This window comes from Aeromonas sp. 600948, from assembly GCF_049174875.1.
Classification (GTDB): Bacteria; Pseudomonadota; Gammaproteobacteria; order Enterobacterales; family Aeromonadaceae; genus Aeromonas; species Aeromonas veronii_A.
Window position 1 is genome coordinate 139,444 of record NZ_JAAKTY010000007.1, and the last position, 26,703, is coordinate 166,146.

The 26,703-nt window shown below is 61.2% G+C and carries 21 protein-coding genes, 1 tRNA gene and 1 rRNA gene; 4 read left to right on the forward strand and 19 right to left on the reverse strand.

Annotation, left to right across the window (positions count from 1 at the left end; translation table 11 throughout):
* Positions 1 to 47 precede the first annotated feature (47 nt).
* From G5182_RS08585 to rph, 8 genes are all read right to left on the reverse strand, one after another.
* Positions 48 to 1,037 carry a serine/threonine protein kinase gene (locus tag G5182_RS08585; RefSeq protein WP_040095068.1) on the reverse strand — a complete coding sequence of 330 codons (990 nt, stop codon included), beginning with the start codon at positions 1,035 to 1,037 and terminating at the stop codon, positions 48 to 50.
* 103 nt (positions 1,038 to 1,140) lie between these two features.
* Positions 1,141 to 2,592 carry a cytochrome c oxidase accessory protein CcoG gene (ccoG, locus tag G5182_RS08590; RefSeq protein WP_005356121.1) on the reverse strand — a complete coding sequence of 484 codons (1,452 nt, stop codon included), beginning with the start codon at positions 2,590 to 2,592 and terminating at the stop codon, positions 1,141 to 1,143.
* Between the two features lie 155 nt (positions 2,593 to 2,747).
* Positions 2,748 to 3,011: a YihD family protein gene (locus G5182_RS08595; RefSeq protein ID WP_005339598.1), complete on the reverse strand. Its 264-nt coding sequence runs from the start codon at positions 3,009 to 3,011 to the stop codon at positions 2,748 to 2,750.
* Between the two features lie 30 nt (positions 3,012 to 3,041).
* Entirely contained in the window at positions 3,042 to 4,196 is a 1,155-nt protein-coding gene (locus tag G5182_RS08600; protein ID WP_005339596.1) for a GGDEF domain-containing protein, read from the reverse strand.
* 127 nt (positions 4,197 to 4,323) lie between these two features.
* On the reverse strand, positions 4,324 to 4,713 hold the full coding sequence (cueR, locus tag G5182_RS08605) for a Cu(I)-responsive transcriptional regulator (protein WP_005356117.1): 390 nt from the start codon (positions 4,711 to 4,713) through the stop codon (positions 4,324 to 4,326).
* A complete protein-coding gene (locus G5182_RS08610) occupies positions 4,714 to 7,143 on the reverse strand; it encodes a heavy metal translocating P-type ATPase (protein ID WP_227341743.1) in 2,430 nt (809 codons plus the stop codon).
* Positions 7,144 to 7,322: 179 nt separating this feature from the next.
* On the reverse strand, positions 7,323 to 7,976 hold the full coding sequence (gene pyrE / locus G5182_RS08615) for an orotate phosphoribosyltransferase (RefSeq protein WP_139460235.1): 654 nt from the start codon (positions 7,974 to 7,976) through the stop codon (positions 7,323 to 7,325).
* A 341-nt stretch (positions 7,977 to 8,317) separates the two neighbouring features.
* A complete protein-coding gene (rph, locus tag G5182_RS08620) occupies positions 8,318 to 9,034 on the reverse strand; it encodes a ribonuclease PH (RefSeq protein WP_005339589.1) in 717 nt (238 codons plus the stop codon).
* Between the two features lie 147 nt (positions 9,035 to 9,181).
* Between rph and G5182_RS08625 the strand changes: the two genes are divergently transcribed.
* Entirely contained in the window at positions 9,182 to 10,045 is an 864-nt protein-coding gene (locus tag G5182_RS08625) for a YicC/YloC family endoribonuclease (protein ID WP_005342032.1), read from the forward strand.
* 120 nt (positions 10,046 to 10,165) lie between these two features.
* On the opposite strand, the gene G5182_RS08630 is transcribed toward G5182_RS08625, so the two are convergent.
* Entirely contained in the window at positions 10,166 to 11,071 is a 906-nt protein-coding gene (locus G5182_RS08630) for a LysR substrate-binding domain-containing protein (protein WP_421254328.1), read from the reverse strand.
* A 118-nt stretch (positions 11,072 to 11,189) separates the two neighbouring features.
* Between G5182_RS08630 and G5182_RS08635 the strand changes: the two genes are divergently transcribed.
* Together G5182_RS08635 and fghA are read left to right on the forward strand one after the other, a co-directional pair.
* Complete coding sequence (locus tag G5182_RS08635) at positions 11,190 to 12,317, forward strand: S-(hydroxymethyl)glutathione dehydrogenase/class III alcohol dehydrogenase (RefSeq protein WP_421254329.1); 1,128 nt, start codon at positions 11,190 to 11,192, stop codon at positions 12,315 to 12,317.
* Between the two features lie 51 nt (positions 12,318 to 12,368).
* Positions 12,369 to 13,205: an S-formylglutathione hydrolase gene (gene fghA / locus G5182_RS08640; RefSeq protein WP_421254330.1), complete on the forward strand. Its 837-nt coding sequence runs from the start codon at positions 12,369 to 12,371 to the stop codon at positions 13,203 to 13,205.
* Positions 13,206 to 13,255: 50 nt separating this feature from the next.
* Here fghA and G5182_RS08645 read toward each other — a convergent pair whose 3' ends face one another.
* Complete coding sequence (locus tag G5182_RS08645; RefSeq protein WP_421254331.1) at positions 13,256 to 13,978, reverse strand: head GIN domain-containing protein; 723 nt, start codon at positions 13,976 to 13,978, stop codon at positions 13,256 to 13,258.
* 363 nt (positions 13,979 to 14,341) lie between these two features.
* On the opposite strand from G5182_RS08645, the gene ovoA reads away from it, so the two are divergent.
* Positions 14,342 to 16,492: a 5-histidylcysteine sulfoxide synthase gene (gene ovoA, locus G5182_RS08650; protein ID WP_227341740.1), complete on the forward strand. Its 2,151-nt coding sequence runs from the start codon at positions 14,342 to 14,344 to the stop codon at positions 16,490 to 16,492.
* 78 nt (positions 16,493 to 16,570) lie between these two features.
* Here ovoA and G5182_RS08655 read toward each other — a convergent pair whose 3' ends face one another.
* The 9 genes from G5182_RS08655 to G5182_RS08695 form a co-directional block, all read right to left on the reverse strand.
* Complete coding sequence (locus tag G5182_RS08655; RefSeq protein ID WP_129504946.1) at positions 16,571 to 17,521, reverse strand: bile acid:sodium symporter family protein; 951 nt, start codon at positions 17,519 to 17,521, stop codon at positions 16,571 to 16,573.
* A 293-nt stretch (positions 17,522 to 17,814) separates the two neighbouring features.
* Positions 17,815 to 19,260 (reverse strand): amino acid permease, encoded by a 1,446-nt coding sequence (locus tag G5182_RS08660; protein ID WP_158113477.1) that lies wholly within the window; start codon positions 19,258 to 19,260, stop codon positions 17,815 to 17,817.
* A gap of 166 nt (positions 19,261 to 19,426) precedes the next feature.
* Positions 19,427 to 19,765, reverse strand: a complete 339-nt coding sequence (locus G5182_RS08665; protein WP_026080427.1) for a tRNA-binding protein — start codon at positions 19,763 to 19,765, stop codon at positions 19,427 to 19,429.
* A gap of 76 nt (positions 19,766 to 19,841) precedes the next feature.
* Positions 19,842 to 21,287, reverse strand: coding sequence for an amino acid permease (locus tag G5182_RS08670; RefSeq protein WP_227341739.1), 1,446 nt, complete (start codon positions 21,285 to 21,287; stop codon positions 19,842 to 19,844).
* A gap of 103 nt (positions 21,288 to 21,390) precedes the next feature.
* Positions 21,391 to 21,846, reverse strand: a complete 456-nt coding sequence (locus G5182_RS08675) for a beta-galactosidase subunit beta (RefSeq protein ID WP_149153830.1) — start codon at positions 21,844 to 21,846, stop codon at positions 21,391 to 21,393.
* The gene (ebgA, locus tag G5182_RS08680) at positions 21,843 to 24,917 is read right to left on the reverse strand and encodes a beta-galactosidase subunit alpha (RefSeq protein WP_227341738.1); all 3,075 of its coding nucleotides are present in this window, start codon (positions 24,915 to 24,917) and stop codon (positions 21,843 to 21,845) included. Before ebgA ends, G5182_RS08675 begins: the two co-directional genes overlap by 4 nt.
* 321 nt (positions 24,918 to 25,238) lie before the next feature.
* Entirely contained in the window at positions 25,239 to 26,204 is a 966-nt protein-coding gene (gene ebgR, locus G5182_RS08685; protein WP_058056272.1) for a transcriptional regulator EbgR, read from the reverse strand.
* 165 nt (positions 26,205 to 26,369) lie between these two features.
* Positions 26,370 to 26,484 (reverse strand): 5S ribosomal RNA (rrf, locus tag G5182_RS08690).
* A 27-nt stretch (positions 26,485 to 26,511) separates the two neighbouring features.
* Positions 26,512 to 26,587, reverse strand: a tRNA-Thr gene (locus G5182_RS08695).
* Between the last annotated feature and the right edge of the window lie 116 nt (positions 26,588 to 26,703).

Consider the following 26,703-nt stretch of genomic DNA (forward strand, 5'->3'; position numbering starts at 1 on the left):
CAGGGCCGGAGATCGAGTCCCCCTTGCCGCGCAAGATCCCTTCTATTTCACCAGTTTGGCATCAGGCTCAACGGTGGCGCCTTGAGTGCCTCCAGCTGATCGTGCAGTGTCGCTATCTGTTGACGCCAGTAGTGATCGGTATTGAACCAGGGGAAGTGACGGGGGAAGGCAGGATCTTCCCAGCGCCGTGCCAGCCAGGCCATGTAATGAACGATGCGCATCGCCCGCAGCGGCTCGATCAGCGCCAGCTCCCGCGAGTCGAACTCCATAAACTCCTCGTAGCCCGCCAGCAGGGTATCGAGCTGGATCTGCTGCTCGTGGCGCTCGCCGCTCAGCATCATCCAGAGATCCTGAATCGCGGGGCCGGTGCGGCAATCATCGAGGTCGACAAACATGGGGCCATCGCGCCAGAGGATGTTGCCCGGGTGGCAGTCGCCATGCAGGGAGATCTGCGCCACATCCAGGGTCATGGCGTCGCTGACATGCTTGATCAGCTCATCGAGTACCCCGAAGAATTGCTTCGCCAGCCCGCTTGGCAGCCACTCGCCAGACGCCAGCAGCTGACGCGGTTCGTGCAGCATGCTCTCCACATCGAGCCGCACCCGATGGTGAAACGGCTTGCTGGCGCCGATCTGATGAATACGGCCGAGGAAACGCCCCACCCACTCCAGCTGGTCGAGGTTATCCACCTCGAACTGGCGGCCACCGACGCTCTGCCAGATGGCAAAGGGGTAGCCCTCGTGCTCCAGCAGGGTCTCGCCCGCGAAGGCGAGCGGTGCGGCGACCGGGATCTCAGCCTCTGCAAGGCGGGTGGCAAACTCGTGCTCTTCGAGGATCTGGGCCCGGCTCCAGCGGCCGGGACGGTAGAACTTCACCACATAGCGGCGACGATCCTCATCCTGAAACTGGTAGACCCGGTTTTCGTAGCTGTTGAGCTCGATAAGGCCGGAGTCGAGCCGCAGGCCACTGAGATCGAGCGCATCCATGATGAGGTCGGGATTGAGGTCGGAATAGTTGAAACGCATGTCATCCACCATAAGAAAGGGGCGCCGTTGCGCCCCATTCTATCACTACTGACCGGCATTGCCGTGCTCGCTGGTGACCGGACTGGTGTCACGCCCCGCCCGCAGCCACACGCAGTTACAACCGGCTGATAAACTTGCTGCCCTGGCGCAGGTTGCCCTTGCTGTCATCGGGCGCCGCCCCCTCCCGTTTCAGCACGAACTGGATATCCAGCGCCGGCCGTTTCAGGTTGTAGGGATCGACCGCCAGACTGACCGGCAGGGTGTAGATCTCGCCCGCCTTCAGGGTCACTTCACGGGGGCCGAACCACTGATACTCGGGCAAGCCCTCTACATCCAGCTGGTAGGTCTGGGACTGCAGGGTCTTGTTGAGGATCTTGAGGGTGTAGGTGTTCTCGATAAGCCCCTCGCTGTTTTCGCGGAACAGCTGGTTGCGATCCCGCAGGATATCGAGCCCCATCGGCATGATGGACATGGCGTTGTAGACAAAGACTCCCAGCATCACCGCCATCACCAGCCCGTAACCAATCAGCTTGGGCCGCGCCACATGAGTGGAGTCGTTGGCCAGCTTGTGCTCGGTGGTGTAGCTGATGAGCCCTTTCGGGTAGCCCATCCGCTCCATGGTCTGGTCGCAGGCATCAACGCAGGCGCCGCAGTTGATGCACTCGTACTGCAAGCCATCGCGGATGTCGATACCGGTCGGGCAAACCTGCACGCAGAGATCGCAGTCGATACAGTCACCCAATCCCATCGCCTTGGGATCCGCCTTGCGGGAGCGGGCGCCACGGGTCTCGCCACGCTTGGTGTCATAGCCGACGATGAAGGTGTCCTTGTCGAACATGGCGGACTGGAAGCGGGCATAGGGGCACATGTGGATACACATGATGGCACGCATCCAGCCTGCATTGCCGTAGGTGATGATGGTGAAGAAGAGCACCCAGAACAGCACCCATCCGCTGGCCTGCAGGGTGAAGAGATCCGGCACCAGTTCAGTCACATCCTGGAAGTAGGCGACGAAGGTCAGGCCGGTCACCAGCGAGATCGCCAGCCAGGCCAGATGCTTAGCCCCCTTGCGAGCCAGCTTCTCGCCGCTCCAGGGCGCCTCGTCCAGCTTGCGCCGTTTGTTGGCGGGCCCTTCCAGCTTCTCTTCAAACCAGATGAACATGAAGGTCCAGACCGTCTGCGGGCAGAGATAGCCACACCAGACCCGACCGAGGAAGGTGGTAATAAAGAAGAGTCCGAAGGCGGCGATCATGAAGAGCCAGGCGAGCAGGGTCAGATCCTGCGGCCAGATGGTGGCGCCAAAGATATGGAACTGCTGGTGACCGAGGTCGAACAGCACCGCCTGTCGCCCGTCGTAACGCAGCCAGGGCAGCAGCACGAACAGCGCCACAAAGAACCAGCCCATGGCCTTGCGCATCCGCTGCCAATACCCTTTCTGGGCCCGCACATAGATGCGGTTGCCCGGGTTGAATCTGTCGTCGCTGGCTTTGAACGTATTGGGGTTGAAGGTCCCGGTTACGCCCTTGTCGGTGACGTCCTTGATATCGATTTTATCGTGGTCGGCCATTGCAAGACATCGCTCCCTTATTTGTTATGGAGCGGATTATATCTTAAACAGCATGCTAATTGTGTGGATTAGATGTATCTAATATTGGGGTTGGATCGCAATTTTCGGCAACAAAAAAGCGCATCACCACGAGGTGATGCGCTTCCGCTAAAGATTCACTTGATTCCGCGAGCCTTGAGCAGCGCCTCTTTGAAATCGGGCACATGATCCTTGGCCAGACCGGGGATCATCGCCTGCTTGTCGGATTCCCGCATCTTGAGGTGATAGATCAGCATGTCGTCAGTCAGCTCGGACAGAGGCCCTTCAAATCCCGCTTCTTGGGCCAGTTTGGCAACAAACTGCACCAGGCTGAGATCCTGTTCCTTGATCCAGGCAGGCTGCAACAACTCCAGCAGCTCTTCGATACGATGACATTGCATAGACAACCTCTTTAATCTGTCACGTTAAATTCAGGCAACCTTACCCATCAAGGCTACTTCGATTCGATCCCGCCCATTATGCTTGGCCTGATACAGGGCCGCATCCGCTTTTTGGATCAAATCGGCGATTTTCATGCTGTTGTCCGGTATCAGTGTCGCAACACCAAAACTACATGTGACCCGACCGGAGACCAGTGACTTCTGGTGCGGGATGGCCAGCTCCTTGAGCGCCTGCCGCACATTGTCCGCCACCTGCAATGCCCCCTGCATGCCGGTGCAGGGCAGCAGCAAGGCAAACTCTTCGCCGCCATAACGGGCCGCCAGATCGTCCTCGCGCCGCTCCACCTCGGCCAGCAGCCCCGCCACCTGTTGCAGGCAGTCATCCCCCAGCTGATGGCCGTAGAGATCGTTGAACTGCTTGAAGTAATCCACATCCACCAGCACCAGTGACAACGGCGCCCGGGCGCGATGGCAGCGCCGCCAGGCGCGCTCCAGAGAGTCGTCGAGATGGGCACGGTTGGCGATGCCGGTCAGGCCGTCGAGGCGAGAGGTGAGGCGCAAATGCTCGGAGACAGCCTTCAGTTCGGCAACCAGCTCGGCGTTGGAGAAACGGTGGTGGAGCGAGGCGATCTGATCCCGCCGCATCCGGCGCAGCAGGGTCGGCAGAAAGACAAACAGATAGCCCGCCAGCATGCAGGAGACAATCCGCTCCTGCTCGTTACCGTTGCCCAGCTCGAACAGCATCGCCATGCCCAGCGGCAGGGCGGAACCATAGAGGGTGCGGCGGCTGCCAAACAGCATGATGGCGCTGCCGGTAAGAATGAGGCTGGAGAGCATCATCATGGCGGCCCGGTAGGTATCGGGCAGCTTGTCCATGTAGAGCAGCACCCCGAGGGCCCAGATGATGGAGGTGATGGTGGCTCCGATAAAGAGCTCCCGCTCCAGCACCGGCAACGGAGTCTGGTGCAGGCGGGCTCGACGCCAGCGCAGGTGCCAGCCCCGACCCAGCAGCCACAGGAAAGTGCCTGCCAGCCAACCGAGCGCTTCGATGGCGGGTAGATAGTCGTGAAACAGCAGACTCCAGCCAAATGCCAACACGCCCAAACAGGGGAGACTGAACGATGCATGGGTATAGAGCTGGGCCATAATGGCCTGCTTAACCTGGCGTGTCACACTCTGGGTCAACTGAGTACTCCTGTACAAGAGCCGAGCAGTCTACCATTACCCCCTGACCCGCAACAATAAAGCGCCGCTTATTAAGAAGTTAATCAATCAATAACGATTTCTTCTGCGCTGGCAGGTGAGTCCTTGCTCACCCCTTCTCCAATTCGTCGAGGATCGGGCACTCGGGATTTTCATCCCCGTGGCAGCAGCAAACCAACCCTTCCAGGGAGGTAAGCATGGCCTGCAGCCCGGCGATGCGAGCCCGCAGATCGACGATCTTCTCCTGCGCCAGCTTCTTCACCTGGGCACTGGTTCTGTGCTCGTCCCGATAGAGCGCCAGCAGCTCCTGACACTCTTCCAGATTGAAGCCGGTCTCTCGCGCCCGCTTGACGAAACGCAGCTCGCGCAGCGCCCCCTCGGTGTAACTGCGATAGCCGTTGTCACTGCGTACCGGGGCTGTGATGAGGCCAATGCTCTCGTAATAACGGATGGTCTTGGCGGTCAGCCCAGTGGCCTTGGCAACCTTGCTGATGTTCATTTATGCCTCCTTACTGATCGGGTTGGATGCTGGCCCGTGCGCCGCCTTGGGCTGCCAGCGTTTCAATAACAGGGAATTGCTCAAAACGGTGATGCTGCTCAGGGCCATGGCCGCCCCCGCCAGCTCGGGGCTCAGGTAGCCCAGCGCCGCCAGCGGAATGCCGATGATGTTGAACACGAAGGCCCAGAACAGATTCTGCTGTATGGTGCGCCAGGTCGCCGCCGAGATGTCGATGGCATCGGCCACCAGCCGCGGGTCGGATCGCATCAGGGTGATGGAAGCGGTCTCCATCGCCACGTCGGAGCCGGAGCCCATGGCGATACCGACATCCGCCGCCGCCAGCGCCGGGGCGTCGTTCACCCCGTCCCCCACCATGGCCACCAGCCCGCGGGTTTGCGCCCGCAGCGCCTCCACTTTCTCCACCTTGCCCGCTGGCAACACGGAGTCGAAGGCCCCGTCCAGCCCCAGCTTGGCGGCGATATGGGCCACGGGGGCCTGCGCGTCGCCGCTCACCAGCCAGCTGGCGATGCCGCGCTGGCGCAGGGTGGCGATGGCTTCCGGACTCTCGGGGCGCAGGGTATCGGCCAGCGCCGCGATGCCGGCCACCACGCCGTCGATGGCCACCCAAACCCGGGTCGCCCCATCGGCGGCTTGTTCATCCTGTTGCGGCTGATCAATGCCGAGCTGGGCCAGCAGGGAGCCATTACCGATGGCGACTGTGTGACCCGCCACCTGACCGACAATACCGGCACCGACCCGCACTTCCACCGCCTCCGGCTGGGGCAACGCCACTTCTGTGCCGACGGCCTCCCGCATCGCCAGCGCCAGCGGGTGTTCGCTCGCCTGCTGCAGGGCGGCGGCGAGGCGCAGTTGCTCGTCATTGCCGCTCCAGCTGGCTAGCACCGGCTTGCCCTGAGTGAGCGTGCCGGTCTTGTCGAAGATAAGCGCCTTGATGGCGTGGGCCTTCTGCAGGGTATCCACATCCTTGATCAGAATGCCGTGGCGCGCCGCCACTCCGGTACCGGTGACGATGGCCGCCGGCGTTGCCAGCCCCAGCGCGCAAGGACAGGCGATCACCAGCACCGCCACAGCCGCCAGCAGTGCCTGACCGAAGTCGTTGCTGATGGCGTACCACACCAGCAGAGTGAACAGGGCGATGGCCATCACCACCGGTACGAACACGGCAGAAACCTTGTCCACCAGTTGCTGCAGCGGAGCCTTGCCCATCTGGGCACTCTCCACCAATGCGATGATCTTGCTGAGACTGGAGTCCTCCCCCACGGTAGTGGCTTCGATCTCCAGCACGCCGGAGCGGTTGATGGCTCCGCCCAGCACCTTGTCGCCCGCACTGCGCGGCACCGGCAGACTCTCGCCGGTGAGGATCGACTCATCCAGTTCGCTGGCGCCGCTCAGGATCTTGCCATCCACCGGCACCCGCTCACCCACCAGCACCCGCAGCCGATCACCGCGCAGCACCTCGTCGATGGCGACGCTCTGCCAGCTCTCGCCACGCCAGACGGTGGCGGTTTCCGGCCGCAGCGCCATCAGTTCGCGAATGGCGGACTGGGTGCTGCGTCTGGCCCGTGCCTCCAGCAACTTGCCGAGAGAAATCAGGGTGATGATGATGGCGCTCGCCTCGAAATAGAGCTTGCCGCTGGCAGCCATCCCCAGCGTCAACAGCAGATAGAGGCTGTAGAAGTAGGCCGCACTGGTGCCGGTGGCCACCAGCACATCCATATTGGCTGCGCGGTTCTTGATGGCGAGCCAGGCGCCGCGATAGAAACGGGCACCGATCCAGAACTGCACCGGGGTGGCGAGCACCAGCTCCAGCCAGGCGGGCAGATGCCAGGGGAACAACCCGGCCATGGCCAGCATCCCCACCAGCAGCGGCAGGGTCAGCAAAGCCGAGACGATGACCCGGGTCTGCGCCTGACGGGCAGTGGCGGCCTCCTGCGCCTCGCGCTCCAGCAACTGCTGGCGGCGGCCGCTGGCCGAACCCTGTGCCAGTTGGGCGCCAAAGCCAAGCGCCTCGATCTGCTCGCGCAAAGCGGCGGGCGTCTGCATCCCGGGGACCAGTACGATGCGGGCCTGTTCGATAGAGAAATTGACCTCGGCCGAGATAACGCCGGGCAGCGCGGCCAGCATCTTGTTCAACCGAGCCGAACAACCGGCACAAGTCATGCCGGTAATTTGGAACAAAAAGGTCTCGCTGCCGTAGTCGTAACCCTGACTCTTGATGCTGTCGAGCACCGCAGGCAGGCGATCGGGGCTGGCCAGCTCGATGGCCGCCTGCTCCAGCGCGAAGTTGACGGTGGCCTCGACCCCTTCAAGCTTGTTGAGGGCGGTCGCGATGCGGCCTGCGCAGTTGGCGCAGCTCATGCCGCTGAGCGGCAACTGCAGATGAATGGGTGATTGAAGATGAGTGGTCATGTTGTTCCTCCCCGGAACCCGTCGGCACAACAAAACGCCGACTGGCAAACCCTAACCTTTACTGTAAGGGCAAGCTCAAGCCACATGATCCACTTTTTGCAGATGAAAAAAACGGCGCCCGTTTGCTGCCAGAGAACAAACGGGCGCCGCATTCAGCTATTGCGCGGTGCGAGCGGAGCTCAGATACCGTACTGGGCGCGATAAGCCTTCATGGCCGCCAGTTGCGCCGCCAGCTCCGGCTGTTCGGCCTGCTTCTCTTCCAGATACTGGATCAAGTCGCTCATCTGGATGATGGCGATGATGTGAGCGCCGTAGTCACGCTCCACTTCCTGAATGGCGGAGAGTTCGCCCTTGCCCTTCTCCTGACGGTCCAGCGCGATCAGTACGCCAGCCAGCGAGGCGCCGTTGGCCTGGATCAGATCCATGGATTCGCGGATGGCAGTGCCGGCGGTGATGACGTCGTCCACCAGCATGACGCGCCCCTTGAGCGGGCTGCCCACCAGATTGCCGCCCTCGCCGTGATCCTTGGCCTCCTTGCGGTTGAAGCACCAGGGCACGTCCACATCGTGCTGCTCCACCAGCTGCACGGCGGTAGCGGAGGCGATGGGGATCCCCTTGTAGGCCGGGCCAAACAGCACATCAAACTCGATACCGGCATCCATCAGAGCGGCGGCATAGAAGCGGCCGAGACGGGCCAGATCGCGGCCGCTGTTGAACAGACCGGCGTTGAAGAAGTAGGGGCTTTTACGACCGGATTTCAGGGTAAATTCACCGAATTTGAGGACCTGTTTCTCCAGGGCGAACTCGATAAATTGACGCTGGTAGGCTTTCATTCTGGCTCCTTGCTTGGCTTGTCGTTGTCTTGTGTGGGGGTATAAAAAAACGCGGTCAATGCCGCGTTTGCAGGATCTGTTGACGCTTCGTCACAGCCGCGACGGAGTCGGTTTTTGCGCAGAACTAGGCATGAGATGCGAAGTTTGGTAATCCAAACGAGGCATCGAATAACGACGTTATGCACAAAAACAGACCCGTCCCTACGGGTTGCGTGGCAAAGGATGCCATGCGTTGTTGCAGGACTTGCCAAGGGAATAACCATTGGCGGCATCCTGCGCCTAGCCTGGCATCCTTTGACACTGCAACGCGACTTGTGCCGAAACATCAACAGGTCCTGGTATCAGGAGAGCGACTGCTTCTGCAGCGCAATGATGTCGGCGATGCCGCCCTTGGCGAGCGCCAGCATCTCCAGCAGCTCCTCATGGGTGAAGGGCTCGGCCTCCGCGGTGCCCTGCACCTCGATGATGCGACCATCTTCGGTCATCACCACGTTCATATCGGTCTCGGCGGCGGAGTCTTCGATGTACTCCAGATCGCAGATGGCTTCGCCCTGATACATGCCGACGGAGACGGCAGCGATCATCTGCTTGAGCGGGCTCTGCTTGATCATGCCCTTCTCGACCATCCAGTTCAGCGCATCCACCAGCGCCACGCAGGCACCGGTAATGGAGGCGGTACGGGTGCCACCATCGGCTTGCAGCACGTCACAGTCAACTGTGATGGAGTGCTCGCCCAGCGCTGTCAGGTCTACCGCCGCGCGCAGGGAGCGGGCGATCAGACGGGAGATCTCCAGGGTGCGGCCACTCTGCTTGCCGGAGGCCGCTTCGCGGTTCATCCGGGAGTGGGTGGAGCGCGGCAGCATGCCGTATTCGGCAGTCACCCAGCCCTGATTCTTCCCTTTCAGGAAGCGCGGCACGCTGGTGTCGACGCTGGCGGTGCAGAGCACGCGAGTGTTACCGAACTCCACCAGCACTGAGCCTTCTGCATGTTTGGTGAAATTGCGGGTAATGGTAACCGGGCGAAGTTGCGCGGCACTGCGATCGCTTGGACGTGACATGGAACGGACCTCTGGGCTGGCTCAAATTGGCGGGGGATTATAAGTGATCCCGCCCCAAATATCAGCCGCTAAAACCACGGCATCGGCTGACGAGCAGGGCCGGGCTGAGTATACTGGCCGCACACTTCATCAAGCCCGGAACAATCAATGATTCACAGCATGACCGCCTACGCCCGCAAGGAATTCAAGGGCGACTGGGGCACAGCCGTTTGGGAAATTCGTTCGGTCAACCAGCGCTATCTGGAAACCTACATTCGCCTGCCGGAGCAACTGCGCAGCCTGGAACCGGTTCTGCGTGAGCGTTTCCGCGCCAAGCTGCAGCGCGGCAAGGTGGAGTGCAACCTGCGTTTTGAAGCCGCTCAGGCCGCGGCCAGCCAGCTGCACATCAATGAAGAGCTGGCCAAGCTCATCATCGACAGCGCCAGCTGGGTAATGAAAGAAGCGGGCCAGGGCCAGCTCAACCCGGTCGACGTGCTGCGCTGGCCGGGTGTCATGGCTGCCGCCGAACAGGACATGGACGCGGTCGCCACCGAGCTGCTCGGCGGTTTTGACCAAACCATGGAAGATTTCCTCGCCTCCCGCGCCAGCGAAGGGGCCAACCTCAAGGCGCTGATCGAACAGCGTCTGGCCGGTATTCAGGTGGAAGTGAAGAAGGTGCGCGTCCACCTGCCGCAGATCATCGAGTGGCAGCGCCAGAAGCTCACCGACCGTCTGGCCGAAGCCAAGGTCGAGCTGGACCCGGCCCGCATCGAGCAGGAGATCGTGCTGCTGGCCCAGAAGATCGACGTGGCCGAAGAGCTGGATCGTCTGGAGATGCACATCAGCGAAACCAACAAGATCATGAAGAAAGGTGGCGCCTGCGGTCGTCGTCTCGACTTCATGATGCAGGAGTTCAACCGCGAGTCGAACACCTTGGGCTCCAAGTCCATCAATGCCGAAGTGACCCAGTCCGCCGTCGAGCTGAAAGTCCTTATCGAGCAGATGCGCGAGCAGATCCAAAACATCGAGTGATGGGTCGCTGACTATCCGGTTGTTGCCTGCGAAAGAGCCCTTGATTCCTCAAGGGCTCTTTTATTTTCAGGCCATCGCACCGGTCGCACGCCGCCAGTGAGTCAACTGGCGGGGAGCGCCCTAGCCTATCGGCATCACCAGCGCCGGTTGGTGAGGGTCGCTGAGGCGCTCGGCCAGATAGTCCACCAGCAGCCGCACCTTGGGGGAGAGGTGGCGGTTGTGGGGATAGAGGGCCCAGATCCCCTCCTCGGGGGCCCGCAGCTCCGGCAGCAGCTCGATGAGCTCCCCCCGGGCCAGGTGGTCGCTCACGTAGTAGTCCGGCAGCTGGATGATGCCGATCCCCTTGATGGCCGCATCCAGCAGGGCGTGGCCGCTGTTGCACTGCAGCAGGCCGCGCACCCGCACGCTGTGGGGTTTACCGTTCAGGGTGAAGTGCCACTCGTCCCCGTTGCCCACCAGACAGGTGTGACGGGCCAGCTCCGAGAGGCTGTTGGGCATGCCGTGACGGGCGGTGTAGGCCGGCGAGGCGCACACATAGGGCACCCGCTGCGCCAGCTTGCGGGCCACCAGGGTCGAGTCCTTGAGGTGGCCGAGACGGATGGCGAGATCGTACCCCTCGTGCACCAGATCCAGCAGCTGGTTGGTGAGGTTCAGGGTCACCTCCAGCTGGGGAAAGCGCACCATGAAGTCGTTCACCAGGGGCGCGATGCGGCTCTCGCCGTAGGAGACCGGGGCCGTGATGCGCAAGGAACCTTGCGGCACCGCCTGATGGCGCCCCACCGCCAGCTCCGCCTCGTAGAGGTTGTCCAGCAGTTGGCGGCAGTGGCGAAAATAGATCTCCCCGAGTTCGGTGAGACGCACCTGGCGGGTGGTACGCAGCAGCAGCTTGGCCTGCAGCCTGTCCTCCAGTTGCGCCACCTGGCGGCTCACCTGGGCCACCGACACCCCGAGCTTGCGCGCGGCCGGGGTGAAGCCCCCCTGCTCCGCCACGCTGACAAATTCACAGACCCCTTCCCAGCCGAACATTATTACCTGTGTGTAAAAGTGATTTGATACTTAGCGTTATTATCACCAAATCGGCGGAAAACTACACTGGATCTCCGAACTCATTTCCGTTCATCCAACCACTACGAGGACGTCATTCATGGCACAGGTTCAGAGCATCAAGTGCAAGGCCGCCATCGCCTGGGGACCGGGTCAGCCCCTCTCCATCGAAGAGGTCGAGGTCATGCCGCCCCAGGCGGGCGAAGTGCGGGTGCGCATCGTCGCCACCGGCGTCTGCCACACCGATGCCTTCACCCTCTCCGGTGAAGATCCGGAAGGGGTCTTCCCCTGCATCCTGGGCCACGAGGGTGGCGGCATCGTCGAGTCCATCGGCGAGGGCGTCACCAGCGTCAAGGTCGGCGATCACGTGATCCCCCTCTACACCCCGGAATGCGGCGAGTGCAAGTTCTGCAAATCCGGCAAGACCAACCTGTGCCAGAAGATCCGCGCCACCCAGGGCAAGGGGCTGATGCCGGACGGCACCACCCGCTTCTCCAAGGACGGCCAGCCCATCTATCACTACATGGGCACCTCCACCTTCAGCGAATACACGGTACTGCCGGAGATCTCCATCGCCAAGGTGGATCCGGCCGCCCCGCTGGAAGAGGTCTGCCTGCTGGGCTGCGGCGTCACCACCGGCATCGGCGCCGTGATGAACACCGCCAAGGTGAAGGAGGGTGAGAGCGTCGCCATCTTCGGGCTGGGGGGCATAGGCCTCTCCGCCGTGATCGGCGCCCGCCTCGCCAAGGCCGGCCGCATCATCGCCATCGACATCAACGAGAGCAAGTTCGAGCTTGCCCGCAAGCTGGGCGCCACCGACTGCATCAACCCGAACACGTTCGACAAGCCCATCCAGGAGGTGATCGTCGAGATGACCGACGGCGGCGTCGACTTCTCCTTCGAGTGCATCGGCAACGTCAAGGTGATGCGCGCGGCGCTGGAGTGCTGCCACAAGGGTTGGGGCGAGTCTGTCATCATCGGCGTGGCCGGCGCGGGCCAGGAGATCAGCACCCGTCCGTTCCAGCTGGTCACCGGCCGGGTGTGGCGCGGCAGCGCCTTCGGCGGGGTGCGCGGTCGCAGCGAACTGCCGAGCTACGTACAGCGCTACATGAAGGGGGAGTTCCGCCTGGACGACTTCATCACCCACACCATGCCCCTCGAGCAGATCAACGAGGCGTTCGATCTGATGCACGAAGGCAAGAGCATCCGCACCGTCATCCACTACTGATCCCATGAGCGCCCCGCCCATCGATGCATGGGCGGGGCAAGGAGTCCTTACATGAATCTGGAGATTATCAGCAGCAACAAGAGCTTCGGCGGCTGGCACAAGCAGTATCGCCACCGCTCCAATGTGCTGGGGTGCGAGATGCGTTTCGCCATCTACCTGCCACCCCAGGCCCTCACCGGCCAGAAAGTCCCGGTGCTCTACTGGCTCAGCGGCCTCACCTGCACCGACGAGAACTTCATGCAGAAGGCGGGGGCACAGCGTGTGGCCGCCGAACTCGGCATCGCCCTGGTGGCGCCGGACACCAGCCCACGCGGCGAGGGGATCCCGGACGATCCGGGCTACGACCTCGGCATGGGGGCGGGTTTCTACGTCAACGCCACCCAGACCCCCTGGCGGGATCACTACCAGATGTATGACTACGTTACCCGGGAGCTGCCCGAGCTCATCGAGACCCACTTCCCGGTCTCGACGAAACGCGCCATCAGCGGCCACTCCATGGGGGGCCACGGCGCCCTCATCGCCGCCCTGCGCGAACCCGGCCGCTACCGATCCGTGTCGGCCTTCAGCCCCATCAGCCACCCGAGCCGCTGCCCCTGGGGCCAGAAGGCACTCGGCGCCTACCTCGGCAACAACCCCCTGCTGTGGCAGGAGTGGGATGCCTGCCAGCTGCTGCGCCACCACGACAGCCCGCCCCTGCCGACCCTGGTGGACGTGGGGCTGGACGACCCCTTCCTGGCCGAGCAGCTGCATATCGATGCGCTGGCCGAAGTGGCCGCCAGCAAGGAGTGGCCGCTGGAGCTCAACCGCCACGAGGGCTATGACCACAGCTACTACTTCGTGGCGAGCTTTATCGAGGCGCACCTGCGCTTTCACGCCCGCCACCTCTGATCAAAACAGGCCCGTTGCGGGCCTGTTTCAGTTGTGGTGATCGGTTGATATCAGCTGCCCGCTCGGGTCACGCCGCCGGAGCCTGCGATCTGCTGCTCCACCTTGGGATCGCCCCAATAAGCGATGTTACCTGAGCCGGCGATGCCGACTTTCAGCGTCTCCTGCGCCCGCACCGCCACATCACCGCTGCCGGCGATATTGACCTCTACCTCCTTGCCGCGCATCTCGCTCCCGAGCACATCGCCAGCACCGGCAATGTTCAGCTCGATGGCCTGTGCCGAACCGCTGCCCAGCTCCAGACTGCCGGTGCCTGCGATATTCCCTTCCAGCCGTTTCAGCTCCAGCTGACTGGCGACGATGTCACCGGTACCGGCCACCGACAGCACCAGCGAATCCCCCTTGAAGCCGCTCAGATCGCCGTTGCCGGTCCCGGCCAATGCCAGTTCGTTCAACACCGGCAAGGTGATGGTCAGCTCCAGCGGCTCGGTAGGCTCGAGCCGGTAACCCTCCTTCACCTCGATCTCCAGCTTGTCGCCGCTCTCGGTCAGCACCAGATAGGGCAGCAGGTTCTCCTGCCCCTTGATCAGGATGCCGCGCGGCTCCCCCGCTACCAGATGGAGGGTGGCAGGCACACCCGCCAGCACCCGGGTCACCCCGTCACCGAGCACCTGCTGGCGCTCGACCACAGCCCCCGTTCCGGTCACTCTGGTCTGATCCAGCCAGTGACACCCACTGAGCCCCGCCATCAACATGACAACCATCATCCATTTCATCGCTACTCTCCTCCTTATGTGTTGGCCATCCAGGGCCAATTGGTTTTCATGCTTTGCAAAGCGTGAGCCAAAAATTAACTTAATGATTCAAAAGGAAATAACCATTAAACCCAGAACAAACCGAAGAATTCGGAGAGCCATTTAGACCATATTTTGGTGAAAATAACCATTCTCGAACGGATATGATTGTGGCTGATTGGCGGGTCGCCTTGCCGGTCACTATGCTGACAGCCCGTGGAAGTTTTTAATTGCCCTGCCGGTCTGTTGAGCCAATAGTGGTACTTCGTGCGTACCAAGCTCTCCATTGCGGTAATGTCATTACCACTGTCTTGTCAGTCTTCACTGCCAACAAGGAGCCAGAGCGTGACCCAAGCAAGCCCTCTCTATGCCACCGCCACCGGTCTGCCGGAACCGACTCGCACCCCGCTGCTGACCGGCAGCGATCCCGAGCAGAAACGGCGCGAACTGCTCGCCTACTTCTGCCAGACCTTCGATCTCTACGACTCGCTGTTCGACTGTCTGATCGATGAGCGGGCCTGGTTCAACAAGGCGATCCCGCTGCGCCACCCGCTCATCTTCTACTACGGCCACACCGCCGCCTTCTTTATCAACAAGCTGCTAGCGGCACGCCTGATCGATCAGCGGCTGGATGCCCGCATCGAGGCCATGGTCGCCATCGGGGTGGACGAGATGAGCTGGGATGATCTGGACGAGACCCACTACGACTGGCCAAAAGTCACCGAGCTGCGCAGCTATCGAGCCAAAGTCCGTTCGCTGGTGTGCGATTTTATTCGCCAGATGCCGCTCACTCTGCCCATCGACTGGCAGAGCCCGGCCTGGGTGATCCTGATGGGGATAGAGCACGAGCGCATCCACCTCGAGACCTCCAGCGTGCTGATCCGCCAGTTGCCGCTCGCCTGGGTGCGGCCGCAGCCTTATTGGCCCGCCTGTACCGAAGCCCGCCACCGTATTGATCAGGTGCCCGCCAACAGCCTGCTGCCGGTGGCTGGCGGCAAGGTGAGCCTTGGCAAGCAGGACGCCACCTACGGCTGGGACAACGAATATGGCGAGCGCAACATCGAGCTGGCCCCGTTTCAGGCCAGCCGCATGCTGGTGAGCAATGCCGAGTACCTCGCCTTCGTCCAGGCGGGGGGCTATGGCCAGCAACAGTGGTGGGATGAGGAGGGGTGGGGCTGGTGCCAGTACGCCAAGGCGCAGATGCCCACCTTCTGGGTGGGTGACCCCGCCGAGCCCGAACAATTGCAACTGCGGCTGATGACCGAGCTGGTCGCCATGCCTTGGGACTGGCCAGTCGAGGTAAACCAGCTGGAGGCGGCTGCCTTCTGCCGCTGGAAGGCGGCCCGGACCGGACTCCCCATCCAGCTGCCGAGCGAGGCGGAGTGGATGCTGCTGCGCGAGCAGCTACCCGGCGATCAGCCGGACTGGACACAAGCCCCCGGTAATATCAATCTGGCCCGTTTTGCCTCCTCCTGCCCGGTGGATGCCTGCCCGCAAGGGGAGTTCTTCGATCTGGTAGGCAATGTCTGGCAGTGGACCAGCACCGCCATCGATGGTTTCGACGGCTTTAAAATCCACCCGCTCTACGACGACTTCTCTACCCCCACCTTTGATGGCAAGCACACCCTGATCAAGGGCGGCAGCTGGATCAGCACAGGTAACGAAGCGCTCAAATCATCCCGTTACGCCTTCCGGCGTCACTTCTTCCAGCATGCGGGTTTCCGCTATCTGGTCTCCCGTTATCAGGAACCCGTTATCGTGAATCCCTATGAAACCGACACGCTGGTCGCTCAGTACCTCGACTTCCAGTACGGCCCGAGCCACTTCGGGGTCGCCAACTACGCCAAGACGCTTGCTGATCTTGCTGGCGAGCTGTGCAGCAACCACCAGCGGGCGCTGGATATCGGCTGCGCCACCGGCCGCGCCAGCTTCGAACTGGCCCGCTACTTCCAGCATGTGGACGGGGTCGACTACTCGGCCCGCTTCATCGATGTGGCGCTGGCCCTCGCCAATCAGGACAGCTTCCGCTACGCCATTCCGCTGGAGGGTGAACTGGTGGAGTATTGTGAGGCGCGCCTGTCGAGCCACGGGCTGGGGGCGAGTCAGGCTGAGCGCATCCACTTCAGTCAGGGGGATGCCTGCAACCTCAAGCCCAAATATGACCACTACGATCTGGTGCTCGCCTCCAACCTGATCGACCGGCTGCGGGAGCCCGCCCGCTTCCTGCGGGACATAGCTCCCCGGCTGCGCAGCGGTGGCCTGCTGGTGCTCACCAGCCCCTACACCTGGCTGGCGGAATATACCCCACCCGCCAACTGGCTCGGTGGCATTCGTGAAAACGGCGAGGCGCTCACCACCTATCAGGCGCTGCAACGGCTGCTGGCGGCGGAGTTCGAGGAGCACTGCCCGCCCCGGGATGTGCCCTTCGTCATCCGCGAGACCGCCCGCAAATACCAGCATACGGTGGCGCAGCTGACCGTCTGGCGCAAACGCTAATCCGCCGATCGGCATGCAGATGAGAAGAGGGAGGCCAATGGCCTCCCTCTTGTTATGGCAGTCAAAACGGCGCGAGTATCAATCTCCCTGCTCGTGATAGCGGCGCGCCAGCACGGCGCACACCATCAGCTGGATCTGGTGGAAGATCATCAGCGGCAGCACCATGACGCCGACGCTGGCGGCGGGGAACATAACGTTGGCCATCGGCACTCCGTTGGCGAGGCTCTTCTTGGAGCCGCAGAAGACGATGGTGATCTCATCCGCCTTGTCGAAGCCGAGACGACGGCTGATCCAGACGTTCCAGCAGAGCACCAGCGCCAGCAAGACACAGCTCAGCAGCACGATACTGGCCAGATCGTACCAGCCTACTTGATGCCAAATCCCCTGCACCACCGCCTCGCTGAAGGCGACATAGACCACCAGCAGGATGGAGCTCTGATCCAGCTTGCCGATGAGCGGCCGATGGCTGTCGACCCAGCGGCCAATGAGCGGGCGCGACAGGTGGCCCACCACGAACGGCAGCATCAGCTGCATCATGATGGACTGGATGGAGTGCCAGGTGTCGATCCCCTCCCCTTGCACGTGGATCATCATCCCCACCAGCACCGGCGAGAGGAAGATGCCGAGGATGCTGGAGGCCGAGGCGCTGCACACCGCCGCCGACACATTGCCCCCCGCCATCGAGGTAAAGGCGATAGCCGACTGCACGGTGGCTGGCAAAGCGCAGAGATAGAGGAAGCCGAGGTAGATAGCCGGGCTCAACCAGCTCGGTACCAGCGGAGTGAGCAGCAGCCCGAGCAGCGGAAACAGCACGAAGGTGCTGAGCATCACCACCAGATGCAGCCGCCAGTGGCCCAGCCCCGCCAGCAGGTTCTGGCGCGACAGCTTGGCGCCATGCATGAAGAACAAGAGCGCCACCGCCAGCTTGGTCAGCAGACCGAACCAGACGGCCACCTGCCCCTCGCAGGGAAAGAGGGAGGCCAGGGTGACCACCGCAATCAGCACAACAGTAAAGGGATCCAGACGCACGAAAGGTCTCCATCAGAAGGGCATCCTGCTGCCGTGGCGACAGTCAGGATTGGGGAGGACAAGAAACAGAGCGGGAGATGTCTGGCACCTCCCGCTAAAACGAACCTCCAGCTTACCCCGATAACGGAGAGGCGCAACGTTGTGCAGCGGTTAATTGTTCATCAATGCTTAACGCCTTTGCTTTGTCGAATAGCGGAAGTTGATGAGCCGCGGCCAGATAGCGCCAAACCGGCGCGAAATGGATAAAAAAACGGGCGACCCAGGCCGCCCGTCTCGTTTTTTCGCTCAGCCGATCAGCGCTGGCTGGCCAGCTGGCCGTTGCCGGTTTTCTTCTCATTGCCGGCGAGCTTGCGAGCCTGCCGCTTCTCGAAGCGGGAGATCCACCAGTAGGCCAGCGCCGAAAAGACCGCGGTCATAAAGACGTTGATGAAGAAGGCGCGCACCAGATCCACCCCGGCCGGGAAGGCGGAGGCGCTCATGCTCACCACGAAGATGGCGATCAGCACCGAGACCACCGCCATGCCGAAGGTGCGTGAGCCCATGCGGAAGTCACGGGGGGTATCGTCATGTTTCCAGCGGAACACGAAGTAGGCCACCATGATGAAGATCGGCGGCAACATGGCGGTGCCGGCGGTAAGGTTGATGGCGGTGTTCATCATCTGCTGCACCGACTCGGAACCGAAGCCGTTGACCACCAGCATCGCGAACACGAAGACAAACTGCCACCAGGCGGCGCGCACCGGCACGCCGTGCTTGTTGAGCTGGGTGGTCTTCTCGCCGTAAACCCCCTGCGGGATCTCGGAGAAGTGGATCTTCACCGGCGCCGAGGTCCACATCATCATGGAGCCGAACATGGCGATAAACAGCACCACGCCGACGAAGCGGCCCACCAGCGCCTCGGAGAGCCCGAAGTACTGCGCCATGCCGGTGAAGATCTCCACCATCCCGCCGGCATAGGTGAGGCTCTCGCGCGGCACGAACACGTTCACCAGCAGGGAACCGACCGCATACATGGCACCGATGACGATACCCGCACTGATGATCACCTTGATAAAGGACTTCTGGCCGCCCTTCACGTCATTGAGGTAGGCGGCCGCCGTCTCGGCACCGCCCGCCGCCTGAAAGATCCAGCACATGATTCCGAGGGTAGCCCAGTTGACGGTGGGAGTCATCGCCTCCAGGGTGATGGGCTGAGCCGGCACATGATCGCCACTCAGGGCCATCAGGGCGCCCAGCACATAGATGGCGAACAGGGCAAACACACCGTAGGCCACTATTTCGGCAATTTTGCCGAGCCAGCTCGCCCCCTTGGTGGATATATGGGTCGCCGCCGCAAACAGCACGATGGAGATGATCGAGGTGACCATGGGCGAAAAGCTGTACTCATAGCCCAGCATGGCGTAGGAGGCGTAGGCAATGACGTTGGGCAGCAGGGAGACGAACCAGAACAGGTTCACGAACCAGTAGAGAAACGAACCCAGATAGGCCATCCGGGTGCCGAGCGGCTTTTTCAGCCAGTCGTACATCCCCGACTCGGAGTTTTTGTTGGCCGAGACGAACTCGGCGATGATGAAGACGAACGGGATGAAGTAGACGATGGTCGCCAGCAGGAAGATAGGGGCGGAGCTGAGCCCCAGCTCGATGTTGTTGTTGACGATGTTGCGCACGTTGAACACGGCGGCAAAGGTCATCGACAACAGGGCAAACTTGCCTATGGTGCCGCGTACGGATTCAGACATGGTGTCCTCCAGTGGACTTGCGCTCCCTGCGGGTAACGCTGTGACTCTGTGATGTGTTCGGCAAGGGTCTGTCGGCCCCGCGCTTTACTCTCTTGTTATGATCGGGCCGCGAGGGCGGCCTCGTTGCTGAACCGGTGCCGTCTCCCGCACCGGCTCGCAATACCATTCAGACGATCGGGGTGCCCGGCGCCATCGGCACCCGCGGCTGCAGCAGCACGCTTTGGCTCTCGTCCGGGGTCTCGGCGCAGAGCAACATGCACTCGGAACGCTCACCGCGCATCCTGGTGGGCTTGAGGTTGGTCAGTACCACCACTTCGCTGCCCATCAGCTCCTCTTCGCTGTAATAAGGCACCAAACTGGTGACGGTCTGCAGCGGCCGCTCGCCACCCACGTCGATCTGGACGATGTAGAGTTTGTCGGCCCCGGGGTGACGAACCACCTCCAGCACCTTGCCCACCTTCATCTCGACCCGTTTGAATTCGGCAAACTCGATCGTCTCGCTCATGCTCTTTTCCTTTTATGGTTTAACGGTTTGCGGGTGGCCAACTGCCACCCGATTTGATTGGGATTCAATTCAGTGCCTATGGCGTCTGCATGGCAACCTGCGCCGCCGGCTGGGCCTCTTTGGCACGCGCTTCGGCACTGAGGGAGGCCTCGTATCTGTTGTATTTCCACCAGGCGAAGCCGAGGAAGATCACGATCCCGCCGACGTTGTAGAAGATGATGGTCATGATGTCGGCACCGGTCGGGAAGGTGGAGGCGAGGAAGCCCACCGAGAAGATGGCGATCAGCACCGAGACCACGGCGATGCCGGTGGTACGCGAACCCATCCTGAAATCCCGCGGCAGGTGATCGAGCTTCAGACGCAGATTGAGGTAGGCCAGCATGATGAACAGCGGCGGCAGCATGGAAGCGGCAGCGGTCATGTTGATGACGGTGTTCATCAGATCCTGCGCGGTGTTGGAGCCCAGGGTCGGGATCACCATCAGCGGCAGCACGATGAGGTACTGGATCCAGGCTGCACGGGCGGGCACGCCATTCTCGTTCAGCTCGACCGTCTTCTTGCCGAAGATGCCGGCCGGGATTTCGGAGAAGAAGATCTTCACCGGGGTCGCCGTCCACATCAGCAGGGAGCCAAACATGGCGGTGAAGGAGACCAGACCCACGAAGCGGTTCATCAGGATCTCAGGCAAACCGAAGTAGGCTGCCAGCCCCTCGAACACCTGCACCGAGCCGCCGGTATATTGCAGGGTGTCGCTGTGGACGAAGACGTTGATCAACAGCGATGCGATGGAGTAGAGCACCCCGATAAAGATCCCGGCGACGATGATCACCTTCACGAAGGATTTGGAGCCCCCTTTCACGTCATTGACGTAGACCGCCACCGACTCGGCGCCACCGGCCGCCATAAAGATCCAGGTGGTGATGCCCAGAAACGCCCAGCTGAAATCGGGGATCATGGCCTCTACCGTGATGGGGTCAGCCGGTTGCACGCCGCCCACCAGTGCCGCACCCGCCAGCAGAATGTAGGAGAGGGTCAGCAGCAGCATCAGGGACGAGGTCACCGAGGTGATGGGGCCGAGCATCTTGGCGCCGTTGGTGGAGACGTAGGTGGCAAAGGCGAACAGCACCATGCTCAATGCCGTGGTCGCCACCGGGGTGAGAATGTACTCGTAGCCGAGGAAGGCATAGGAGGCGTAGGCAATAACCCGCGGCAGCAGCGAGGTGAAGAAGAAGAGGTTCACGAACCAGTAGGTGTAGGCGGAGATAAAGGCCCAGCGACCGCCGAGGGAGCTCTTCACCCAGGCGTAAACCCCCGCTTCGGAGTTCTTATTCAGTGACACAAATTCCGCAATGATCAGGCAGAACGGAATGAAGTAGAAAATGGTGGCCAGAAAGAACATCGGGGCCGAGGCCAGACCGATTTCGATGTTGTTGTTGATGACGTTGTTGAAGCTGAATACCGCCGCGAAGGTGAGCGACAGCAGACCAAACTTGCCTATCGTATTGCGTTTGGAATCAGACATGGGGCATCTCCAGACCTGTAGTTATCTCAGCGAAAGGGCGGGGCATGGTTTGTAGGGTGTGCCCCGCCCTTCCGGCTTTTATCAGTGCAGAACCGGCGGCTTGTTATTTGTTCTTGAAGTAGCCGCCTTCGACGGTGACCTTGATGATCACCTTGCGCACCGGCCCGTCGCCGACAAACCGGTAAGCCTCGTCGTTCTCGAAGATCACCACCTGACCGTTGCCGACTTTCTGGCGCTCGCGCACCTCGCCTGCCAGCCACTCGCGGTCGGTGGTGTCGTCATAGGCCTGCTCGACCCGCAGATCCGGCTTGGCAGCCCACTCCACCGTCTCTTCCCCTTCCAGGTAGTAGTGGACGTCGAAATAGCGGCGCTGCCCCTCGAACAGTGAGGTGGCCGGGCTGGCCCCCTCCTGCAAGCGGTAAGTTAGGGAGTCACCGATGGAGTGGCAGATACCGGGCTTGAGGTTCGGCAGGTTGTTGATGGCCTCCACGCAGCGGCCCCACTTCTTGCCCTCCCGGTAGATGTTTTTGAACAGGGTCAGGTTGTCCAGGGTGATCATGCGAGGTTCCTCCCGCCGTTGATGGTGAGATCGAGCCCGGCCAGCGCAGCCGGATTGAGGTTGCCACGGGCGATGGGCAGCAGGGTCAGGCCGAAGCTGAATGGCTCGAAGCGCACCCGCCAGGAGTCCAGCACCTCGGAGCCCCAGGAGTTGGAGCCGAGCCCCAGTACCTTGTGATCCAGATTGAGGGTGAGATAACCGCAGGGCTCCAGCTCGTTGATGTGCTGCGCCGCGTGGATATGCTCCCAGCTGTAGGGCCAGACGCTCAGGTTGATGGGGGCATCGGGTCGCACGTAGAGACCGGCGCCGTGGCGGTTGGTCAGGGTCGCCCAGCGCACCTGCTGGCGGTTGCCGTTGTCCTGCGGGAAGGGGTAGTGCTCCCACATCTCGCCGACTGTGCTCTGGAAGCTGTCGATCCAGTTGCTCTGGCGGCTGTCCTGATAGTTTTCACCCGGCCCCATGCCGTAGTAGTGCACCCGGTCGAGATCCTGACGAATGCCCAGCTCGAAGCCGATCTTGGGGATGATGTCGTCATAACCGCCGTAGGGCTGGCCGGACAGTGCCACGTGCAGCTGGCCGTTCGGGCTCAGGGTGTAGACGTAGCGGCAGCGCATGCCGAAGTCGAACACCGGCGGCGCGATCAGGCTCTCGACCGTCACCTCGACCGCGTCACCCAGCTGACGCCAGCTCAGGGTACGGAAGTGCTCCTGCATGATCTGCAGGTGGTTCGGGTGCCACAGGCTCTCGTACTCCTGCTTGTGGTTGTCAATCATCGGCTTGAAGAAGGTGAGGCGCGGCGAGCGCTCAATCAGCTCGATACCATCCTGCTGCCAGCTCACCAGCTTGCCGTCGAGGCGCGAGAAGCGCAGGTCAAAGCCGCTGCCGCTCAAGGTCAGGTCGAGGCGCTCGTCGGCGATATGCAACGGAGTGGCGTTGGGGTTGGCAAAGGGTCGCAGCTGGCGAGTCGACTCTTTCAGCTGGAACTGGTACTGGCCCAGCTCGTGCTCCGCCGCGCTGTAACGGGTGGCACTGGCCTTGATGACCCGCAGCTGGACGAAGGTTTCCCGCCCATCGAAGGATGGCAGTTCGAGTTGCAGCTCATTGGTGGCACCGGGAGCAATCCCTTCCAGCCGGATTTGCTGGCTGGCCAGCAGTTCGCCCTCGGCCTTCACCTCGACCAGCAGGCGGATATCGTCGAGAGTGGAGAACCAGTAGCGGTTTTCCACTTCCAGCTTGCCGCTCGCCAGATCCAGCGCCCGCACCTTGACCGGGCAGATCACCTGCTTGTATTCGCGCAGGCCCGGCCCCGGGGTTTGATCCGGGTAGATGAGGCCATCCATGCAGAAGTTGTAGTTGTTGGGGTAGTCGCCATAGTCGCCACCGTACTTGTAAACGGGGCGGCCCTGCTCGTCCTGATCCAGAATGCCGTGATCGCACCACTCCCAGATGTAGTGACCCTGAATGTGGGGATGACGGTCGAACACCTGCTGATATTCGTTGAGGCCACCCGGGCCGTTGCCCATGGCGTGTGCGTATTCGCAGATAATGCGCGGCTTCTCCATCGGGAACTCGCCGAAGCAGTTCATCTGGGAGACGCGGGAATACATGGTACTGACCACATCCACCACCTCAGCATCGCGATCCTCTTCGTAGTGCACCAGCCGGGTCGGGTCGATCGCCTTGCAGCGCTGGTACATAGCTCTGATGTTGCAGCCGTAGCCGGACTCGTTGCCGAGCGACCAGATGATGATGGAAGGGTGGTTCTTCTGGGCGTGCACGTGGCGCTCGATGCGATCCACGAACACCGGCTCCCAGAAGGGGTCATCGGTGATGCGGCTGAGATCGCCGACGTTGGCAAAACCGTGGGTCTCCACGTCGGTCTCCGCCATCACGAACAGACCGTACTGGTCGCACAGCTCGTAGAAGCGCGGGTCGTTCGGGTAGTGGGCGGTGCGTACCGAGTTGAGGTTGTGCTGCTTCATCAGCACGATATCGCGTTCAACACGGTCCATGCCGACCGCGCGGCTCTTGAGGTGGTCGTTGTCGTGGCGGTTCACCCCGTGCAGCTTGAGGTAGTGACCGTTGACGTAGAAGAGGCCATCTTTGACCTTGATTTCACGCACCCCGACCCGCTGCGGGATCACCTCCAGCAGCTCACCCTGACCGTTGTAGAGGGAGAGTTGCAGCTGATAGAGGTAAGGGTCTTCGGCACTCCACAGATGGGGGTTGGCCAGATCCAGCGTGAAGCGGCAGTCACAGTTGCCGTCGATGGCGAGATGATCGAGCGAGCCGCTGGCGATCTCGCTGCCCTGATCCAGCAGCGCCCAGACCAGACGGTGATCACGGGTAGCCGCCCCAAGATTCTCCAGCTGGATATCGCAGCTCAGGGTGGCGCTTTGATTGTCATCGGCCAGCGTGGTGCGGATGAAGAAGTCCTGCACATGGGCGGCCGGTTTGCCCACCAGATAGACGTCGCGGAAGATCCCCGCCATCCACCACATGTCCTGATCTTCGATATAGGTGGAGTCGGCCCACTGCATCACCCGCACTGACAGCAGGTTCTCGCCAACCTTGGCGTAGGCACTGATATCGAACTCGGCGGTGAGACGGCTGCCCTTGCTGAAGCCGACGTAGTGGCCGTTCACATAGACCTCGAAGTAGGTCTCCACCCCGTCAAACTTGATGATCACCTGCTCGCCGTCCCAGGCCGGGCTCAGCGTGAAGCTGCGCTGATAGGCACCGGTGGGGTTGTTGGTCGGCACGAAGGGCACATCGATGGGGAAGGGAAAACCTTCGTCGGTGTACTGCAGCTGGCCATGTCCTTCCATCTGCCACATGTTGGGCACGGTGAGCTGGCCCCACTCGCTCATGGGGCTGTGATAGAAGGCCTCCGGCACCTGCAGGGGGTGGTCGAAGTAGTGGAACTGCCACTGGCCGCCAAGACTCAGAAAACGGCGGCTCAGCTCGCGCTGCATGGTGGCCGCCAGCGCGTGGTCGGCATAAGAGAAGAAGTAGGCACGCGGGGCCAGCCTGTTTTCACCAACGAATTGGACGTTTTCCCAGTTATTCACATGTCCTCCCGGAACAAGGCAACGTTAACTGGGTAAACTCTAGATAAACATTTACTAAATATCAGATTTGGATTGGTAAAGTTTTAACCTGATCACAATGAACAGATGGTTTTGTGAGCGAGATCAGAAGCGGGAGATAAAGGAGGGCAAGATATGGATGAGTGGCATAGATGTTGATAGCCGTTGGCTGAAATGCAATAAAATCAACTATAAAACAATACGATATGACGTCACGGGATGATATGGGAAATAAGTTTACTTGGGAGAGGAGTCGCACCACCGCAAGATGGCACGACTAAAAAGCAGAATGTTTTACTAAAATCAGCGAGTGGTGCCACGCAGGGTCAACTTGCTCGGTACCAGCACCCGAAGGGGAATATCCCGCTCGTCTCGCAGCCGCTCAACCAGCAAATTGACCCCCTGGGAGCCCATCAACTCGGAGTGGATCCGCACCGTAGAGAGCGGCGGGAAGGTGAACTTGGCGGTCGGGATATCGTTGACGCTGATAAGCTCGATCTGCTGGGGAATCGCCAGTCCCTTCTCATGAATGGCACGCAGCACACCGATGGCGATGGAGTCGGAGGCGACGAACAGCGCCTTGGGCCAATCCCCTGCCAGCATCTCCTTCGCCAACTGGTAGCCGGAAGCGCTGGAGAAGTCCCCACGATAGAGATCGCTCTCCTGCACCACCCCCAGCCGCTGACCATAATCCCGGAAGGCCAGTTCGCGCAGATCCGGATTCTCATCCTGGCCACCGATATAACCGATGCGCTGGTGTCCCTGAGCGATAAAATAATCCACCACTTGCTGGCTGATCAGGGCGAGATCCACATCGACCGAGTCGAATTCTCCCTGTGAACGGCAGTCGACAAACACCAGCTGGCTGGAACAAGCCCTGAGCTGGGCCAGACGTTCGGCTGTGAGGGTACCGACCACCAGAATGCCATCCACGGCGCTCAATTCACGCCCTTCACCACAGTTGTAGAGATGAGTCAGTTCGATATTGAGGCGGGCACTCTGGGTCTCGATACCATAACGGATGGCGAGATAGTAAGGGTCGTTGACCTCGGTACTCTGGGGATAGGCATAGACCACCAGAAAGTGCAGCTTGCTCTTGTGTACCCCCTTGCGGGCGCTGCTGGTCTTGTACTCCAGCCGTTCGGCAATCTCGAAGATCCGCTGCTTGGTCTCTTCCTTGACGCTCAGGCTGGGATCCTCGTTCAGTACCCGGGATACCGTCGCGAGAGAAACCCCCGCTTCCTGTGCAATTTCCTTCAACGTAGCCATCAATACCTCGCTGGCAGCATCACGTGTTAATCGGTAACGGCTAAAGAGTAACGGGCAATCCCTTGATAGCCCAGCACTTTTACTAAAATGCCGGCGGCGGTGCAGATTTTTGGAACCCAGAAATGCAAAAAGGCCTCCCGGATGGGAGGCCTCTTCTAAATAGGTGCCTGACAGTGTCCTACTCTCGCATGGCGAATGCCACACTACCATCGGCGCTACCGCGTTTCACTTCTGAGTTCGGCATGGGATCAGGTGGTTCCACGGCGCTATTGCCGTCAGGCAAAAGCTTTTAAAACTAACTTGAAAATGGTGCTGATACCCAGAATCGAACTGGGGACCTCATCCTTACCAAGGATGCGCTCTACCGACTGAGCCATATCAGCACACTAACCGGTAAAGACCACGCTGGGCGTAATCTTGAAATTGGGTGCCTGGCAGTGTCCTACTCTCGCATGGCGAATGCCACACTACCATCGGCGCTACCGCGTTTCACTTCTGA